Source organism: Psychrobacter sp. P11G3 (assembly GCF_001435845.1).
GTDB lineage: Bacteria > Pseudomonadota > Gammaproteobacteria > Pseudomonadales > Moraxellaceae > Psychrobacter.
In genome coordinates, this window is record NZ_CM003596.1 from 2,602,231 (window position 1) to 2,619,416 (window position 17,186).

Annotated in this window: 17 protein-coding genes; 9 read left to right on the forward strand and 8 right to left on the reverse strand. The window is 43.8% G+C overall.

The annotated features are described in order from the left end of the window. The first annotated feature begins 118 nt into the window (after positions 1 to 118). Together gorA and AK824_RS10470 are read left to right on the forward strand one after the other, a co-directional pair. Positions 119 to 1,483: a glutathione-disulfide reductase gene (gene gorA, locus AK824_RS10465; protein ID WP_057761341.1), complete on the forward strand. Its 1,365-nt coding sequence runs from the start codon at positions 119 to 121 to the stop codon at positions 1,481 to 1,483. Positions 1,484 to 1,782: 299 nt separating this feature from the next. Further along, positions 1,783 to 1,944, forward strand: coding sequence for a hypothetical protein (locus tag AK824_RS10470; RefSeq protein ID WP_227511163.1), 162 nt, complete (start codon positions 1,783 to 1,785; stop codon positions 1,942 to 1,944). A gap of 44 nt (positions 1,945 to 1,988) precedes the next feature. Here AK824_RS10470 and AK824_RS10475 read toward each other — a convergent pair whose 3' ends face one another. Both AK824_RS10475 and AK824_RS10480 read right to left on the reverse strand, forming a co-directional pair. Then, positions 1,989 to 2,612 (reverse strand): GNAT family N-acetyltransferase, encoded by a 624-nt coding sequence (locus AK824_RS10475; RefSeq protein ID WP_057761345.1) that lies wholly within the window; start codon positions 2,610 to 2,612, stop codon positions 1,989 to 1,991. A 365-nt stretch (positions 2,613 to 2,977) separates the two neighbouring features. Beyond that, positions 2,978 to 4,627 (reverse strand): FAD-dependent oxidoreductase, encoded by a 1,650-nt coding sequence (locus AK824_RS10480; RefSeq protein ID WP_057761347.1) that lies wholly within the window; start codon positions 4,625 to 4,627, stop codon positions 2,978 to 2,980. Between the two features lie 243 nt (positions 4,628 to 4,870). On the opposite strand from AK824_RS10480, the gene truD reads away from it, so the two are divergent. After that, the gene (truD, locus tag AK824_RS10485; protein WP_082624633.1) at positions 4,871 to 6,187 is read left to right on the forward strand and encodes a tRNA pseudouridine(13) synthase TruD; all 1,317 of its coding nucleotides are present in this window, start codon (positions 4,871 to 4,873) and stop codon (positions 6,185 to 6,187) included. Positions 6,188 to 6,296: 109 nt separating this feature from the next. On the opposite strand, the gene AK824_RS10490 is transcribed toward truD, so the two are convergent. Both AK824_RS10490 and AK824_RS10495 read right to left on the reverse strand, forming a co-directional pair. Then, positions 6,297 to 7,724, reverse strand: a complete 1,428-nt coding sequence (locus AK824_RS10490) for a GGDEF domain-containing protein (protein ID WP_082624634.1) — start codon at positions 7,722 to 7,724, stop codon at positions 6,297 to 6,299. A gap of 271 nt (positions 7,725 to 7,995) precedes the next feature. Further along, positions 7,996 to 8,877 carry a PHP domain-containing protein gene (locus AK824_RS10495; protein ID WP_057761349.1) on the reverse strand — a complete coding sequence of 294 codons (882 nt, stop codon included), beginning with the start codon at positions 8,875 to 8,877 and terminating at the stop codon, positions 7,996 to 7,998. A gap of 291 nt (positions 8,878 to 9,168) precedes the next feature. Here AK824_RS10495 and ispZ point away from each other — a divergent pair, with 291 nt between their 5' ends. From ispZ to AK824_RS10525, 6 genes are all read left to right on the forward strand, one after another. Beyond that, a complete protein-coding gene (ispZ, locus tag AK824_RS10500; protein WP_057761351.1) occupies positions 9,169 to 9,720 on the forward strand; it encodes a septation protein IspZ in 552 nt (183 codons plus the stop codon). Positions 9,721 to 9,817: 97 nt separating this feature from the next. Then, on the forward strand, positions 9,818 to 10,144 hold the full coding sequence (locus tag AK824_RS10505; RefSeq protein WP_057761353.1) for a YciI family protein: 327 nt from the start codon (positions 9,818 to 9,820) through the stop codon (positions 10,142 to 10,144). 56 nt (positions 10,145 to 10,200) lie between these two features. After that, positions 10,201 to 10,590, forward strand: a complete 390-nt coding sequence (locus AK824_RS10510; RefSeq protein WP_156410711.1) for an SH3 domain-containing protein — start codon at positions 10,201 to 10,203, stop codon at positions 10,588 to 10,590. A 124-nt stretch (positions 10,591 to 10,714) separates the two neighbouring features. After that, positions 10,715 to 12,766, forward strand: coding sequence for a tRNA (5-methylaminomethyl-2-thiouridine)(34)-methyltransferase MnmC2 (gene mnmD / locus AK824_RS10515; protein ID WP_057761355.1), 2,052 nt, complete (start codon positions 10,715 to 10,717; stop codon positions 12,764 to 12,766). A gap of 105 nt (positions 12,767 to 12,871) precedes the next feature. After that, a complete protein-coding gene (locus tag AK824_RS10520; RefSeq protein WP_057761356.1) occupies positions 12,872 to 13,306 on the forward strand; it encodes a secondary thiamine-phosphate synthase enzyme YjbQ in 435 nt (144 codons plus the stop codon). Positions 13,307 to 13,388: 82 nt separating this feature from the next. After that, a complete protein-coding gene (locus tag AK824_RS10525; protein ID WP_057761357.1) occupies positions 13,389 to 14,033 on the forward strand; it encodes a hypothetical protein in 645 nt (214 codons plus the stop codon). 150 nt (positions 14,034 to 14,183) lie between these two features. Here AK824_RS10525 and AK824_RS10530 read toward each other — a convergent pair whose 3' ends face one another. From AK824_RS10530 to AK824_RS10545, 4 genes are all read right to left on the reverse strand, one after another. Beyond that, a complete protein-coding gene (locus tag AK824_RS10530) occupies positions 14,184 to 14,861 on the reverse strand; it encodes a DUF4112 domain-containing protein (RefSeq protein ID WP_057761358.1) in 678 nt (225 codons plus the stop codon). Beyond that, a complete protein-coding gene (gene ubiA, locus AK824_RS10535) occupies positions 14,854 to 15,771 on the reverse strand; it encodes a 4-hydroxybenzoate octaprenyltransferase (protein ID WP_057761360.1) in 918 nt (305 codons plus the stop codon). Before ubiA ends, AK824_RS10530 begins: the two co-directional genes overlap by 8 nt. A gap of 129 nt (positions 15,772 to 15,900) precedes the next feature. Continuing rightward, on the reverse strand, positions 15,901 to 16,143 hold the full coding sequence (locus AK824_RS10540) for a hypothetical protein (RefSeq protein ID WP_057761362.1): 243 nt from the start codon (positions 16,141 to 16,143) through the stop codon (positions 15,901 to 15,903). An 88-nt stretch (positions 16,144 to 16,231) separates the two neighbouring features. Continuing rightward, a complete protein-coding gene (locus tag AK824_RS10545) occupies positions 16,232 to 17,131 on the reverse strand; it encodes a class I SAM-dependent methyltransferase (protein ID WP_057761364.1) in 900 nt (299 codons plus the stop codon). Between the last annotated feature and the right edge of the window lie 55 nt (positions 17,132 to 17,186).

Below are 17,186 nucleotides of genomic sequence, written 5' to 3' on the forward strand. Positions count from 1 at the left end.
TTTATAGTCAAGCGATTCAACATACGCTAACCATAAAAAACTTGTAAGATGGACGATAAGACCCATTACAGTAGAGTCAGAAACAGCACCAATAACAACTTAATAAAGAGACCGTATTATGACCAAACATTATGACTATATCTCTATTGGCGGCGGTAGCGGCGGCATCGCCTCACTCAACCGTGCAGCCAGCTACGGTAAAAAATGCGCTATTATCGAAGCCAATCAATTGGGCGGCACTTGTGTGAATTTGGGCTGCGTTCCCAAAAAAGTAATGTGGTATGGCGCCCAAGTGGCTGAAGCTATCCACAAATATGCACCAGATTATGGTTTTGATGTTGAGTTAAAAGGTTTTGACTTTCAAAAGCTGGTACAGAGCCGTCAACAATACATCGAAAACATTCACCGCGCTTATGACAATAACTTGGCAAAAAACGGCGTCGAAGTGATCAAAGGCTTTGCCAAGTTTGTCGATACCAATACCGTAGAAGTGAATGGCGAGCTGATTACCGCTGATCACATTTTGATTGCTACGGGCGGTCATCCTATTCAGCCAGATATCAAAGGTGCAGAATACGGCATCGACTCTGATGGTTTCTTTGCCTTAAACCATTTGCCAAAACGCGTGGCGATTGTAGGTGCTGGCTATATCGCTGTCGAGATCGCAGGCGTGTTAAACAGTCTGGGTGCCGATGTGCATTTGTATGTGCGCAAACACTCGCCACTACGTACGTTTGACCATACTATCGTAGAGACTTTGCTGATAGAAATGGAACAAGCTGGCATTAAATTACACACCAATACGGTGATCAGTGAAGTCAATAAAAATGACGATGACAGCCTGGATTTGACCACCAACGATGGCGGTGAAGACTGTATCGATACTGTCGATTGCTTGATATGGGCGATTGGTCGCGCGCCATCGACAGACGGTATCAATCTGCAAGTGACAGGGGTTGCGACGACTGAGACTGGTAAAATCAAAGTCGATCAGTTCCAAAATACCAATGTCGATGGTATTTATGCAGTTGGCGATATTATCGAGAACAGCGTAGATTTAACGCCCGTAGCGATTGCTGCTGGTCGCCGCTTATCTGAGCGTCTGTTTAACAATAAGCCAAATGAACATCTAGACTATACGTTGATACCGACCGTGATTTTTACCCATCCGGCTATCGGTACGATTGGACTATCTGAAATCGACGCGGTGGAACGCTACGGCAAAGAAAACATCAAATGTTATACCTCAAGCTTTACCGATATGTATAGCGCGGTCACTCAGCATCGTCAAAAATGCACCATGAAGCTAGTATGCTTAGGCGATGAAGAAAAAGTCATTGGCCTACATGGTATTGGTTTTGGCGTCGATGAGATGATTCAGGGCTTTGCAGTCGCTATCAAAATGGGCGCGACCAAGGCTGACTTTGACAATACCGTTGCCATCCATCCAACTGGTTCGGAAGAGTTTGTGACGATGCGTTAAGCTCACTGTTTAACGTTTCTCTTAGTCTTAGCTATTATAAAAAAGGATGCCGTTTGAGCGTCCTTTTTTATTGTCAGTCATGACGTAAGCATATATCTTCGTATACCTAAAACGTCTTATAACTTTTATATCGCACTGGTGACTACTATACTTTCTAATTATTATTTGCATTAAGAAATTTAAAGCAAGGCATACTGACAGCGCAATCCCGATGCTGTTATGATGCGATTAATACTGACCGTTGAGAGATGACTGTGTGGCAAGTGTACTTATTTATATTACCGATTGGGCTTGGGATAATGACATTAGCAGCAAGCCTATTGTTTTTGTTCGCTTACCTAATGTCGGATGATAATGCCACGCGCTTGCCAGCATTTAACTGGTTCAAACGCTTAATTATTGTGGCATTTATGCTGCTGAGTATTGGACTATTTATGACCTTTGGACATTTTTGGGGTTGAGCGAGATAGAATATTTTTTAGTGTTTTTTACTAGGCCAACTTGATTAGTTAACGACTTTTTCTAGTTCTAATAGCTCTAAATCATCACGCTTTGGCTCGCCATTATTGCCATCATTTGGAAACGGCATTTTGTTACCGTTGAACTGATAACCACGGCGCTGATAGTAAGCTAAAAGCTCAGGACGATGACTTAAGATAGACATGGTCAGACGACTCGGCTGATTCAGTGATTGTAAGTGGCGATCAGCAAAGGTCTCAGCCGCTTGTAGTATTACATTACCAACACCCTTCCCTTGTAGCACAGGATGCACCGCAAACATACCGATATAAGCTTTTTTATTTGAGTCAGCATCGGTTTTGATATCGACAGCGATACAGCCAAGTATTTCACCCGTTTCGTCTCCATCACGATCGCCCGTTGTGGTTTTTGGATAAACAAAGTAATAGTGATTAGGATCATTGATTACAGCAGCAAGCTCCGCTGATGTGGTCCTGATACCACCGATCAAATCGGCCTCATTAGTCCAACCTGCTGTCTCTCGATAGCAGCAGTTCAATAACTGCTCAAGTGCGCCAATATCCTCTAATGTCGCTTCACGCAAAAATACCGACTCTTTATTAAAGTGGTCTGTTTTTATATTGCTGTTATTTATATTATTTTCGCTCATATTATAATTTTTCCTTTTCCGTCTATAGATAGTTGCATTTAAATAATTTCGATACAAGAAAACCGAGTGCAAGTGATACATTAGTATACTTAACAAGGATGACGATGTAGCAGATCTATATAGATTTAACTATAAAAAAACTGACTTAGATCACTAAGCCAGTCTAGGGGTATGTCATCACTTAGATTGTGCAGCTTAAAATGAGAAAAATTGTAGATAAACGAGGAAGAAATTGCCGTTAATATGAATATACTTGCAAGATTTCTGAAGATGTTTAGTAAAATTTAGCCATTTTAAGACCACTAAATGTATTCATGTGCTAATTGATGACATGCCCAGATACTAATACTTATCAGTCTACAGTACTAGGGCGATAATGCATGCGCTTGCTCAATAATATTGAGCCCTGCATTAAGCTGCGCGCGCGTCGGTGCATGACCACGGCGTAATAGCTCAGAAAAGGCAACCAGCTCTTTATCACGTCCAAGCGTACTTGCTGCACTAGCCCGTGTATCCTCGCCTTCATCATCGAAGTAGTATTCTATATAATCATGCGTATCTGGCGTACCAAATAGGATATTGTAATCTGGTGTCGCGGCATGACCGCTATAGCGTAGGCTCTTGCCATATTGCATGGTCCAAAAGAAAGGAATACGCGCTTCCAGTGAATCGACACTGTCATCATTTAGGATTGCAGCTGCCGTGACCATGCCATGCTGCAATGCTACGCGCCAATGCTCAATACGCATGCGACCCATTTGGTTGCTAGCTTTTGCAATATCACCTAGCGCATAGACGCCATCGCGCAGCTGTAGATGCGCATCGACTTGTACACCATCTGGATCGTTAACTTCGCTCAATATCTCTGTACGTGGAGACACGCCAGTACCCAATATCACGATATCAGCATCAATATGCTCGCCATTCGCCAGCGTGACACCGCCTACATTTGAAAAAGCTTGGTTATTGTTATTTCCATCCTTATCCACTTGACGGTCAACCTTAGTAATTTCATTGACAGTTGCATCAAACACAAAGTTAATGCCTTTCTCTTCATGTAATTTAATTAAGGCGTTACTCACCGTTTCAGAGACAATATTGCCCATCACACGGCTACTTTGCCCAATCACTGTGATAGAAGCTGTCGTGCCTGCTTGTGCTAACGCCGACGCGGTTTCCATACCGATGAAACCTGTACCAATGATCACCACACGCTGGTCATGACTGGCCGCTTTAATGAGTTTGGCATCACTCATGCTACGTAGTGTATATACGCCATCCATCTCAGCACCTGTAATAGGTGGTAAGTTTGGTTTAGCACCAGTGGCGACGACCAAGAAGTCTGCGGTTTGTCGCTCACTGTTGCCATCATCATCTTCGATGACGATGGTCGCTTCATTGGGTAGCACTTCGCTAACCGTTTGGTTGAGGCGTAACTCAATATTGTTATTACCCGCCCAGTCAGCACCACCCAATAGCAGCTTATCCTCGTCCATCTTGCCTGCCAAAAACGCTTTGGATAATAAAGGTCGGTTGTAAGGAGCTTTATCATCCTTACTAATCAACGTAATCTTGCCGCCATAACCACCCTGACGCAACTGGTCGGCTGTCATAAATCCTGCACCGCCCCCACCAACGATAATAGTATGAGTGTCAGTCAATTTATCACTTTCGACCTGCCCCGTTACCTGAGTTGAGGTATCAATTGTCAGATTATCACCATCATGAGTCAGTTCGTACTGGGTCAAGCCTTTAGTCGCTATCGGCTCTAATAGTGAGCCATCGCGACTATCAAAAGTTGCATGATGCCAAGGACAAACTACCCGATTACCACAGCGTAATCCATCACCCAAATCTGCGCCCGCATGTGGGCACTTACCATCGAATGCGCGGAACTCATCGTCATCGCGAGTGATTAAAATGATACTATCGTCTTCTTGCTTATATGATTTCATGCCACCGCTTGGGATATCCGCTTTGCTGATGGTGACTGTGTTGTTCGTTGCGTCGGTCATAATGCTTCCTTAACAGTTATAATGATGTCTAATGACAGCAGGTTGAAAATGACCGTAACCAACCAGACAAATTCAACTTATCCTATTATTTTTAATATGCTATGCATTGATAGTAGCAAGAGCGCCTCGCACACGATGTTTTTTTGTATGTTTGCTGCGTTGCAAAACGTAATTATGCGACTTTGCTTTCCGCACTCCTTTTACTTCTAATCATTATTAATAAACAAAATAAAAGACGACCTTATGACTTCTCAAGACAACCAAAACGAAATAACTATTTCTCAAGATAGTTTAGATAGCCAAGCTGCTACTCTTGATCCAGTAGCTATTGATCCAATAGCTGTTGCTCAAAACGCTAATGAACGAACAGCTAGTGAGCAAATTGACCTAGCTCATATTGATATTGCCACTATTACAGATACTGCTAATTTGCCTCAGCCAAGTTTGCAGCCGATACAGCAAGCGACTTATAAAGCCAATGCGACTGATTTTATCGTTAATGAGCTATTGCCATTAGACTTCACTGGTGAAGGTGAGCATTTATGGTTGCATATCGAAAAATCAGGCATGAATACTGCTTATCTGGCGAAACTACTGTCAGAGTGGGCAGACATTCCATTGCGTGATGTTGGCTACTCAGGGCTGAAGGATCGTCATGCGTTGACGACCCAATGGTTCAGTTTGCGTATACCAAAGAAGCAATTACCGCCTACTGAGTTTGCACCAGTGGACATCGGCGAAAATGAGACTGTCACTATCCTTGCGCAGCACTGGCACAATAAAAAGCTCAATCGCGGTACGCACCGTGCCAATCAGTTTGTTATTACTTTACGTGATATCCAGTTTGCGAGCGCTAGTGACGAAAATGGCGAAAATGACGCATTACCCGAGCAACCACTATCTGCAAAAGAGGCCGTCGAGCAGCATCTAACGCGCATTGGCAAAAACGGTGTACCCAATTATTTTGGTCCACAGCGTTTTGGCCGTCAGGGTAACAACGTCAGAGAAGCTTTATCACTGTTTGCTCGTCCACCGCGAGAGCCTCGCCCGCAACCAAAAAAGAGCAAACGTAAGCGTGCCCCGCGCGAGCAAAATACGATGGAATTGTCTGCTGCACGTAGCTTGATATTTAATGAGATATTGGCAGCGCGAGTGCGTAATGGCAGTTGGAACACTGGCCTAGCAGGTGAAGTGTTCAATTTAGATGGTTCAGGATCGATATTCACTAGTGAGACACTAGATGATACGTTGCATGCTCGTATTGACAGTGGCGATATTCATCCAACTGCTGTGCTATGGGGCACGGGTAACGATAAAGTCACTGGTAGCGCTGCAGATTCAGAGTCCACGGTAGTACAACACAGCCCCCTACTCATGCAACTAGCAACTGGATTAGAGCAGCACGATATTAAGGCGCAAAGACGAGCGCTACGTCTACCGATTGAGGCGTTAAGTTGGGAGTGGTCGGACGATCAAACACTGGTATTAAACTTTACTTTGACTACGGGTAGCTTTGCCACAAGTGTGCTCGCAAGCTTGGTACAGCAGTTGATATCTTGATTGGATGGATGAATAAATGAAACTGGTCTCTAAATTGGAATAATCAATAGAATATCAACCATACCGATAACACTTACACAGTGTTATCGGTATGGTTGTTGATTAGCGGCTAACGGCTTTTGTAAAGCGATTGCTTACCGCCTTTTTTTTCGGCCCACATTTCATTTGCACTGACAACTTGATTACGACCACGGTGCTTGGCCTCATACAAGGCTTTATCTGCTGTACTAATCAAACGCTGGCAAATATCACTAGGCAGCTTTTGTATTGAGGCAATTTGGCTTTCCGCGCGCTGAGTAGCAATCGGCTTGATAAGAGGTGACGTTCGAGCAACGGTCTTTTGCTGCGTAATCTTTTCATACCCTTGGACAATACAATCTCGCTCTTCATGAGTTAAGGTATATAGCCCAAAGCTCGCTGTCACATTAAAATCAGCCAGACCTTCAATCTTCATGACATGCTCAGCAATGTTGAGGCGTAGTTGCTCGGCAATCATCATAGCACTATCATGCTTCGTGTCTGGTAGTACAATTAAAAACTCTTCGCCGCCGTAACGACTGATAATTGACTCATCTGTTAACGACTGCGCTAGCGTCTGCGATATTTCAATCAGAACCTGATCACCTACGTCGTGACCATAATTATCGTTGATCTGTTTGAACCAATCTAAATCTAACAGCATGACGCTTAAGTCTTGATATTCTCGCACAGTAGCCAAAGCATACTTCATTTTTTTCAGACCATAACGGCGGTTTTTCAGCTGGGTCAACTCATCTTGATTGGCATGTCGTAGGGTTTCTCTCCTACTGTCATCTAATGACACTAACAAAATACGAAACATATAAATGATAAAAATAGCTTTTGGTAGCGACATATAAATATGGGTAGAGCGCCACAAAAGGTTGGAAGATTGACGCAGGTGATTAAGACCCTCCCAGGTCAACGCCTCATTTTTGATGATAGTCATATCACTATAAGTCATATAACTATGAATACTAGGAGGAAGCGTGGTGGCTGTAAGTTGGCGTAGATTGGGTATCGTAATACCAAAATGAGGAAGCAGCGATACTGCTAAGATCGCTATAATTTGCCCTATAAATGCTCGCCAAACATAATTCCGATTAACGAGCATCATTCCTAGCATAGCACCACCTACTAGTGATACACCCGTTACAAGACTACTATGCCCTAATATGGTGACAATAAAAGTAATATAGACACTATAAATAGTGATGAGCAAAGCTTGCCATATGTTCAGATTGCTACTGATGCTTCTAACTGGCGAAAAACGACTGGACATCCATAGCAAAAAAACAACAACTATAGACACGCTAATCCATACTAGATAGAGCAGGTTGATATCAATGTAAACACTATAAGTATCGCGGCGATACCATACAAATAAGCACCATAACCAATGTGAAAAAACCTCCATCATCATAAATGCTGCTAGTAGAGCCGTCCTATCAGCAGCCTCCCACTCAAAAACAGCCTTAGAAAGCTCTCTGTGGCCTAGATAGAACTTATATACAGCCATAATGCACTACCGCAGATAGTCAAATTTATAGAGTTAAAAAATAGTGAGCCGTGAGCCACAATTAAGGTCTATTCAGTGTGGCAATTTATACCTGAATTATCAATCTGTTTTACGCATTTATTTCCCAATAATTTCTCTATGAATGTAATTGTGTTTATGTACCCCTTTTTGGCCTTATTAATCATGATAAATAAGGCCCTATCACTATTGGAAGTAACCTCATTAGAAATAACCTTATTAGAAGTAACTGTAAAAAGTTAAATCCTACTCACTAAGCAAGCGTTGCAAAAGACTCCCAAACCCCTTGCTGATCATCATTTAAAGTAGGAACATCGCCCAAACGTCGCCAAGGCATGTTACTACCATGGAAATCACTACCTATAGATGCCGCAAGACCATGCTCAGCAAGACTACGGTCGACCATTCTGCGGGTACTAATTGGCTCACTAGTGGCTGGTAGTTCACAAGCATCCCCGCCAAGCTGCGCAAACTCTTCGATCAGTTTACGCACGCGTGTCGCTGATAGTTGATATCGCGTGGGATGTGCGAGCACCGCTTTGCCGCCGCAAGCATGAATCAGCTCGATACCATGCTGCATCGTCAACGCCTCGATTGCTACATAGGCAGGTTTATTATCTGCTAGGTACTTATCAAAGGCTTTTTGAACGGTTTTGACTTCACCGCGCTCAAACAATACCTGTCCAATATGGGCGCGGCCGACTGCTTGAGGGTTACCGCCTGCTTTATCGAGCACTGCCTGCCATAGCTCATCATAATTAATATTCAATAGCTCACTCAATTTTTCGGCGATACGCTGACCACGAGTGGCCCGACTGTCTTGCAGTTGCTGCAGCGTTGCGTGCATTTTTTCGCGATCAGTAAAGTCCAGTCCAAGTACATGAATAATTTTATTGGTAGACTTATTCTTTCCGTAACCACCGCTTAATGTATGTTCACAGCTGATTTCAACGCCATTAATAATTTGCATATCGCAGGCACTGGCAGCGTCTCTCGCCTCGTCAATCCCTGCCAGCGTGTCATGGTCAGTCAACGCCAATACATTGATGCCCGCTGAATGAGCACGTTGTATGACCTCAGTCGGTGCATAGGTACCATCTGAACAAGTACTGTGGCAATGTAAGTCGATTTTCATAAGCTGAGCCTTAAAATGTTAAATAAAATAAGAGTAGAATAAAAGCTAGTGAGCAGATAATCATTATTACGATTATGTGCGTTGTAGTTTGTCTTGATGATTCTGTAGATTTAGCAGTTATCGGTGCTGTATTTGTGTTTATATTTGGCCAGTGGCATAGTCATCAAGCGCAATAAGAAAGTATTACTCTGTAGGTCGCGTATATCGCATGATTATCGTGTTGATTGCTTTTTTTTGGTGCAGTAGACGTGTAAACTACCCCATACGTTTTTGTTGGACATACCCTTTGCTATGAAAGCATTATTAGACTTTATTCCCTTAATTGCCTTTTTTATCGCGGCGCGTTATAACGGTATTTTAGCAGCGGCAGGGGCTTTGCTCGTCGCCACTATTATTGTTTACGCCATTCATTTTATTCGTCAAAAGGGTAAGTTTGATAAGCAGCAATGGGTTGTCTTATTATTAACGATTTTATTCTGCGGCGGCACATTACTGCTGCGTGATGATATTTATTTGCGTTGGAAGTCGCCCATTATCAATGGTATTTTTGCGTTGACGCTATTCGTCAGTGCCGCTATTAATAAGCCATTGATGCAGCTTGCTATGAAAGAGGTATTTACCCTGACGCTTAGCGGCTGGAAAAAGCTGACCGTTGCTTGGGCATTGTTTTTTGCCCTAATGGCTGTACTACATTATATCACAGCGTTCACAATGTCAGATGAAGCATGGATCAACTTTAAGACCTATGGCTGGATTCCGATTATGCTGGTGTTTGTCGTGGCTCAATTTGCCGTGTTGAAAAAGCATCTCAACCCTGCCCTAACAGACAAAGCCAATAAATAGTTTCTGTTGCCTTGTCATGGCAGCAATCACAATTTTGTTGCTATGACGTTTATACTAAGCTCACCATTACTTTTTTATTATTCACTAAGGAAGTCTCATGTCTTTATTTGCAATCATTGGTCATGACGTAGCTAATAGCAGTGCACAACGTCTGATCACTCGTACTGAACATATTGAACGCTTAAAAGCGCTGCACCAAGAGGGACGCCTCGTTATCGCAGGTCCAACGCCTATCGAGCATGGCAAGAGTGATATGTCAGGCAGCTTAATCATTGCAGATTTTGACTCTATCGAAGCGGCTCAAGCATGGGCAAACGATGAGCCTTACTTACGTGATGGCGTGTATAGTCATGTCGATATCAAACCATTTGTTCAAGCATTGCCAGCACCAACTGATAGCAACAATCAAGTAGCTGCATCGTGATCCAGAGAGTCTCTTTTTCACCTACCTGCTTCTACAAAAGTGCCCTGATTGGTCTCATGTTAGCGACAGCCGTTTCGGCGCAGGCTGCACCTACTGCGCCCATAACACCTGCTGTCGATGCAACCGATCCGACAGCAGTGCTGCCGCTGACTGGGCCAGTAGCGGCGCGCGCTTTGCCAACGAAAAACTCAGCTTTAGATATCAATGATACCTTGGCGGCACAGTTACAACCATCTACTAAAGCATTGTCAGCTGCCAATCAAGAATTGCTTAGCCGTAATGCACAACTACAGCGTCAAGTGAACGACTTGCAGACCCAAGTAAATGTCTTGGTTTACGAAAGTAAAGGACAGTTATTTCTATATGGTGCGTTTACCGTTTTGATCAGCTTGTTAGTCGGCATTTTTGTCTCGTGGTTAGTATTTGTCCGCCGTGAACGCTGGTAGCGTCAGCTTTGCTAGCACTGACTTGCATTATTCTGCTTCGCTGCGTCTGACCAAATGTCGATATCATTGATCCGTCACTGCTGATCGTTGAGCTACCGTTACTGATATTCCTAAGAAATGCCTCATGTCTACCGCTAATCATCAAAACCCTGAACATTTAAACGTTATCATACCTGCCAAGATTGACTGGCAGACGGATGATACTGGCAATATGGTGCCAGTATCAGGTGAGTTTGGGGATGTGTATTTTTCTCATGCGGATGGTTTGGCAGAGACACGTCACGTGTTTCTAGAGCACAATCAGTTACCAGAGCGTTTAGCATATCTGGCATCAAAGCAATGCTTTACGATTGCTGAGCTAGGCTTCGGAACTGGGCTTAATCTACTAGCAACGTGGCAATTGTGGCGACAACTGCGTGAAACCAATCCGCAATTAGCAACGGCTCGTCTGCACTTTATTACTACTGAAAAGTTCCCTATACCGCTAGCGGATTTGACGCAGATACTTGCGTTATGGGGTCAGCGCGCACCGGAGCTAATGGCATTTATTGAGCCACTTTTGGCTGCATATCCGCCCCTAATTGCAGGCTGTCATCGTTTAAGTTTTTCTCATGATAACTTAACCGTCGATATGTGGCTTGGTGATGCTGCAGAAAGTCTAAGCAAACTGGCATTAGACCATTCTAACCAGCATACACCTTATATTGATGCTTGGTTTTTAGATGGTTTTGCGCCTTCTTGCAACAGCACCTTGTGGGCTGAAAGTATCTTTGCACAAATGCAGCGCCTATCACGCCCTCATACGACTGCCGCTACTTATAGCTGTGCAGGTATCGTCAAGCGCGGACTAAAACAACATGGCTTTCAAATTAAAAAAGTCAGAGGTTTTGGTCGAAAGCGAGAAATGCTAACGGCCATTATTACCAATGCAGAAAATGGTGATACTGATAGTGTTAATGAAGGTCGCGATGCAAAGCAGGAAACAACTTATAGCACATTTGAACACACTGTCGTCATTGGTGCAGGTGTCTCAGGGTTGCTCACAGCTTGGTCGCTTGCCAATCGTGGTATTACTGTCACTTTATTAGATAAATCAGCGCCCTTAGCAGGTGCATCGGGCAATCCTAGAGCATTACTTGCGCCCAAAATGACGCCGATCCACCATGTTGACGAGCATCTGCATACCATAGGCTATCTCCATAGCAGCAGGCTATATCGAGACCTTAATCAAACAGCCGTACAGCTTCATACAGCACCGATACTTGAACTGACTGGCGCCCTTGATTTACTCATAAAAGCCAATATCGGTACAGAACAAATTGCCAACTATCCTGATGAGATGGCGACCACTCTATCGCATGAGCAAGCACAGATTACTAGTGGCCTAAAAGAGCAGGACTTATCAAAGAACTTGTACTTACCTCAGTCTGGCTTAGTCAATCCACAAGCATTAAAAGACATCATACTAACTCATCCACTCATTCGCTTTCAGCAGTTAGAAGTGAATAAAATCAACGAGACTGAGCAGGAAGTTCGTATCGAAGGTATCGATGAAAACCGTAATACTGTCACTATGACTGCTGATAATATCGTCATTTGCGCGGCTTTTGAGAGTCATCAATTGGATCAGCGTATTTTTGATTGCCGTAAAATTCGTGGGCAGCTGTCTTGGTTTACGCCCTCAACGGAGCAACTATCAAAGCTACCTAAAATACCGCTTAAATATAGTGGTTACTGTGCGCTGTTCAACGCGCAGACTGGAGATGATGAGTTAAATACAGTCGTCGCTGATAGGCCCTATTTATTGCTCGGCGCGAGTTTTATCCGCAATGACACAAGTACTGACATACGTCCTGAAGAGCATCAAATTAGCCGAGACAAGCTCATCACTGCTATTCCTGAAATGGCATCTATTATTCCGGCGGATACGAGTCTGTGGCAGGGACGAGCTGGCATTCGCACCCAAACGCCTGATTACCATCCTATCGTTGGACAATTGGCAAACAGTCAGCGGATATGGACAATAAGTGCGATGGGCGCAAAGGGTTATGCATTGGCACCTATTTGCGCTGAAGCGTTAGTAGATATGGTGCTAGGGTCATTTGCACCACTGTCAGAGGCAATGCTCGCACGCCTATCACCCAATCGTACACGTTTACAAACGCCGCTTGTTTAAGAATAAATAAATGGCTCTTGTGTAAATAACAGCAACGATTTCCATAGTTCATACTGTCTTATGATATCTTAATTTGATGTCGACTCTAATAATGAGATATACCCTATGAGCTATTACCAAACCACCTTTACTCTACCTGCCTATGCGCGCGGCATTCATATCATTACTCCGAAGGTTGAAAAAGCGATTTCTCAGCTGCTACCTCGTTCTGCCAAGGTAGGGTTGGTTCATCTATTTTTGCTGCATACGTCAGCCAGTCTTGCGATCAATGAAAATGCTGATCCAGATGTCAGACTAGATACAGATGATTGGCTCAATAAAATCGCACCAGAAGACCAGCCAGAGTATCGCCATACCTTAGAAGGCTCAGACGACTTGCCAGCGCATCTCAAAAGCATGATGCTTGGAGTAAGCTTGACTATACCGCTTGTCGATGGTCAGTTAGGTCTAGGCATGTGGCAAGGTATTTACTTATGTGAGCATAGAGACCTGCCAGAATATGGCGGACAGCGTAAGCTGGTGATTACGGTAAATACGTAATAATATACTGTCAATAAATAGCAGGTTGACCCTTGCAAATTGCTACATCTACGTAGAGCGCTATTAACGGATAAAGCTGATTATGAATAACTCTCTCTCAAAAACACTAAACTTACGAAGACCTAAACTGCTTTATCGTACGGCTCCTGCTACTTTCTTGAGCCTGTTGCTACTGACTGCTTGTCAAAAAGATCCAGAACCTGAAGCAATTGATACAACTACAGCTGAGACCTCAACGCAAACTACGCCAGTAACGACCAATATCAATGTAGATGCAGCTGAAGATAGCAATGCAGATGACGCTAAAAATGTAGCGCAGACCGATACTGATTCAGAACGTGATATGAGCTTAACGGAGTTAGATAAAGATCTTGGTGTTACTACATCTACGGCAAATGATAGCGCTGAAAAGCCTAATCCAGAACAAGCTATCAAAGGCGCACAAATCACTGATGTCCGTTATAAAAGTGCAGCAGGTGAGAATTTGTCCGTAGTCTTTGAGACGTCGGCAGCTGGTATGCTTAACGCTATCATTACTCGTCCCAACCAGCCAAAAATGACATTGAGCGCACCAGAAGGCCAAGGCAACAATCCTACTTATCAATCAGCTGACGGTAGTATCCAACTCGTCAGTCATGCTGGTGGCGGTACTATCGACCTTATCCGAAACAATAAAGTCACCAGCTTTGATGCCGTCAGTGCTGAAGCAGAAGTCATCACTGAATAAAGTCTGAGGCGGCCTTTATTTCAATGCCCTATTTGAAACCATAAAAAAGGCGGCAAACGCTATTATCGTTGCCGCCTTTTTCGTTTCTGCGTATTGCTCTGTACTGACTTGTCTCTACTGAGCTGTCTAATGAGTGATGAGTGATTGTATTTACCCAAACCCAGTCGATTGCCCAAACATCCCGATCAACCAGCTTATTACTGTCCACAATCCCCAACCGACAAATACAATGACCAGTAGTCCAAGAAAGTCAGGGATGTGCAGATATAACCAAGCAACGATTGGATTACGCCAAAAAAACCCAAAGCGGCTTTGCTGCTGCTTGTCTTCTAGTGACTGGTGTAAAAACGGTCGATCCATATGCATGGTTTCGGTAATACCATACTCATGATGTAGATGCTCGTGCACGATACCCAGTGTCTTACGGCTAGGACGAATAAAAATATCTAATAGCGTACCAATGCCAGGTACGATACCAACGACCATATCAATAAGTGCGAATCTAACCGCTGGCGTCATTTTATGAGCGGGCACACCTAACTGACGTCCTAATATAAATGCATAACTGGTCAATGCCAATCCTGCCAAATCTCCTGCGAGTGGAATGGTCGAAAGCGCCGCATCCGCACCCATTCCTTGCTTAGTAAAAGGCACTCGCACTAGTGAATCCATAGTATTGGCAAATTTTGCCAGTTTACGCTCAGTTGCGATAACTTGCTCACGAGTCAGACTATGTTCGGCAAGTTTAGCTTGATAGTCTACGCCTGAGCCATTTGTATCAGAAGATTTCTTTGATTTGAATCTCGGCAACTTATCGAACTTATCCATTTAGCGTCGTCCATATGCAAGTAACTGCGATGAGAGCAAAGACATAGCGCCCTACCCAGATATTGGCCAAGAACGCCTGAAAGCAAGCCAAAGGGTTACGACTGGCACAAGCGCTATTTTGTTTGGCAAACATCATCGCAACAAGCGCCAATCCAAATACTGGGGTTACGCCCAATGTGGTCGGAGCAAAGTAATGCCACATAACCACGCCCATCATTAGCAAAAATAGCATCTGCAATATTGAAATGATAATTACATCATAACGACCGAATAGTATCGCTGTTGATTTCACGCCAATTTTTAAGTCATCCTCACGGTCAGCCATGGCGTACTGGGTATCGTAGGCCACTGTCCAACACATATACGCTAGGAATAGCAGCCAACACCAAATATCGGGAGCACCTTGCACCGCCACATAGGACATCGGTATTGCCCACCCAAAAGCAGCTGCTAAAAATACTTGCGGCAGATGGGTATAGCGCTTCATAAATGGATAAATAAATGCCAATACAACGGCACCAAGCGACCAGTAGAATACAGCTATCGGCAGGAAAAATAGCAGACTGGCACTTAACAGCACCAGTACTAAAAATGCAGCGATAGCTTCTTTACCAGATAAGCGTCCATCTGCTAATGGGCGGCCTTTAGTTCGAGTTACATGACCATCTACTTTGCGATCCGCAAAGTCATTAATCGCACAACCAGCCGCTCGCATAAATATTGCACCAAGGGCAAATATCGCAAATACCTTGATACTTGGCAACGCTGCCGTTATTCCTTGCTGCTGCGCTTGACCCATTGCAGCGAGTAGTACGCCCCAAAGCGTTGGCCATAAGAGCAGCTCAATGCCGACTGGCTTATCAAAACGGGTTAGCTGGATATAGGCTTGTAGCTTGTCTTTAAATGTCATGGCTTTTTATTATCATTGTTTGAATACTTTTTATGTGCGCTTATACACTTAGCTCAGAACAACTAAATTAATTTCTGAAGGGGCTAGTTGCTGAGGTTTAATAGACTAATTACTAAGTTAATGGTCTGGCTACTGAATTTGTTGCCATAATTTATTCGCTTCGATCAGTGATAGCTCAGGATATTGCTTGCGCAAAGCTTTTAACGCTGGGACTTTGTCTTTCTGTGCTGCTTGTTGACGTAAAAATACCAGCTGCTCTTGTGGATTGCTCAGCTCTTTTAACCGTGCCTCAAGCCGAAGAATGCGAGTACGCAGCATAATATTAATCAACAATAGAATTGCACCCATAACCCAAATGATTAACGCTGACATTCCTTGTTCCTAAATCCATTAATTCTGCCCACATAAGCTGATTAATTGCGTACATTTACACTCGTACATTCATTATCAACAGCAGCTATCAGACAAAATACCCATCAAAGCGCACGGCTTCATTGTGCCAGCTTTCACTAGCTGGCTTATCAGCAAGCAGCGGTGCAAACTGTGGACGCTTTACGACCACGCGACCTTGGCCCTGCGTACTTTGTTTGACAACGGTCTGTGCACTACTTAGCAGCTGTCGCTCTTCATCTAATGTTGGTGGACGAGCCAAATGGTGCAGTGCCTGCATATGCTTACCGACTTTTGCCCCTTTGCCTGTTTTGCTATCTTGATAGCTACCCTCTGGAAACATCGGATCCAAATAGACGACATCGATTGCCGTGGCATTATCTGTAACGGTACAGGCTTCTAAATTCGCAAAATAACTGAGCGCATCAGTGTTAATAATCTGTAGACGGCTCATGAGCTTTTGCCAATTGGGTAGCGCACTCATACGCTGCTGCTCTGCAAGTAACAGCAATGCCATCAACGGCTGCTGCTCAAGCATAGTAACTTGTGCACCAGTACTTGCCAATATCAAACTATCATGCCCAAAGCCAGCAGTTGCATCAATAACGTGACTATCTGATGTGATTCTGGCCGCTTGTAATAGCAACTCAGACTTACGGCCAGCACTCACTACACGGCGCTGCAACTTGTCCCACTCAGGTGCCACACTGAGCCCATCACTTAGCCATGATAGCTTGTCTTTATCATCTAATAATAAAATAGGCTGAGTAGATGCTTGGCTCAATTGCTGACGGCACTTTTGAGTTAGTTTCTCTGTAGCGACCTCTATATCTAAGATAATTGGTAATGTATGCTCAGCTATCAATGACTGTAGGCTCTCAACCTGTGCTTGCTGGCTGTCATTGACGTAGAATAACTGACAATGTACAACAGCACCTGTTTCGTCATACGTTTGGGGCACATCGGTCATAACCATCATCCTATTTGCTGCTTATTTTCACTATAAATTACTGGCGTGTTAAATC

Coding starts and splice junctions, on each gene's coding strand:
- gorA (WP_057761341.1), top strand. CDS start 119: ATGACCAAACATTATGACTATATCTCTATTGGCGGCGGTAGCGGCGGC.
- AK824_RS10470 (WP_227511163.1), top strand. CDS start 1,783: ATGACATTAGCAGCAAGCCTATTGTTTTTGTTCGCTTACCTAATGTCG.
- AK824_RS10475 (WP_057761345.1), bottom strand. CDS start 2,612: ATGAGCGAAAATAATATAAATAACAGCAATATAAAAACAGACCACTTT.
- AK824_RS10480 (WP_057761347.1), bottom strand. CDS start 4,627: ATGACCGACGCAACGAACAACACAGTCACCATCAGCAAAGCGGATATC.
- truD (WP_082624633.1), top strand. CDS start 4,871: ATGACTTCTCAAGACAACCAAAACGAAATAACTATTTCTCAAGATAGT.
- AK824_RS10490 (WP_082624634.1), bottom strand. CDS start 7,724: ATGGCTGTATATAAGTTCTATCTAGGCCACAGAGAGCTTTCTAAGGCT.
- AK824_RS10495 (WP_057761349.1), bottom strand. CDS start 8,877: ATGAAAATCGACTTACATTGCCACAGTACTTGTTCAGATGGTACCTAT.
- ispZ (WP_057761351.1), top strand. CDS start 9,169: ATGAAAGCATTATTAGACTTTATTCCCTTAATTGCCTTTTTTATCGCG.
- AK824_RS10505 (WP_057761353.1), top strand. CDS start 9,818: ATGTCTTTATTTGCAATCATTGGTCATGACGTAGCTAATAGCAGTGCA.
- AK824_RS10510 (WP_156410711.1), top strand. CDS start 10,201: ATGTTAGCGACAGCCGTTTCGGCGCAGGCTGCACCTACTGCGCCCATA.
- mnmD (WP_057761355.1), top strand. CDS start 10,715: ATGTCTACCGCTAATCATCAAAACCCTGAACATTTAAACGTTATCATA.
- AK824_RS10520 (WP_057761356.1), top strand. CDS start 12,872: ATGAGCTATTACCAAACCACCTTTACTCTACCTGCCTATGCGCGCGGC.
- AK824_RS10525 (WP_057761357.1), top strand. CDS start 13,389: ATGAATAACTCTCTCTCAAAAACACTAAACTTACGAAGACCTAAACTG.
- AK824_RS10530 (WP_057761358.1), bottom strand. CDS start 14,861: ATGGATAAGTTCGATAAGTTGCCGAGATTCAAATCAAAGAAATCTTCT.
- ubiA (WP_057761360.1), bottom strand. CDS start 15,771: ATGACATTTAAAGACAAGCTACAAGCCTATATCCAGCTAACCCGTTTT.
- AK824_RS10540 (WP_057761362.1), bottom strand. CDS start 16,143: ATGTCAGCGTTAATCATTTGGGTTATGGGTGCAATTCTATTGTTGATT.
- AK824_RS10545 (WP_057761364.1), bottom strand. CDS start 17,131: ATGACCGATGTGCCCCAAACGTATGACGAAACAGGTGCTGTTGTACAT.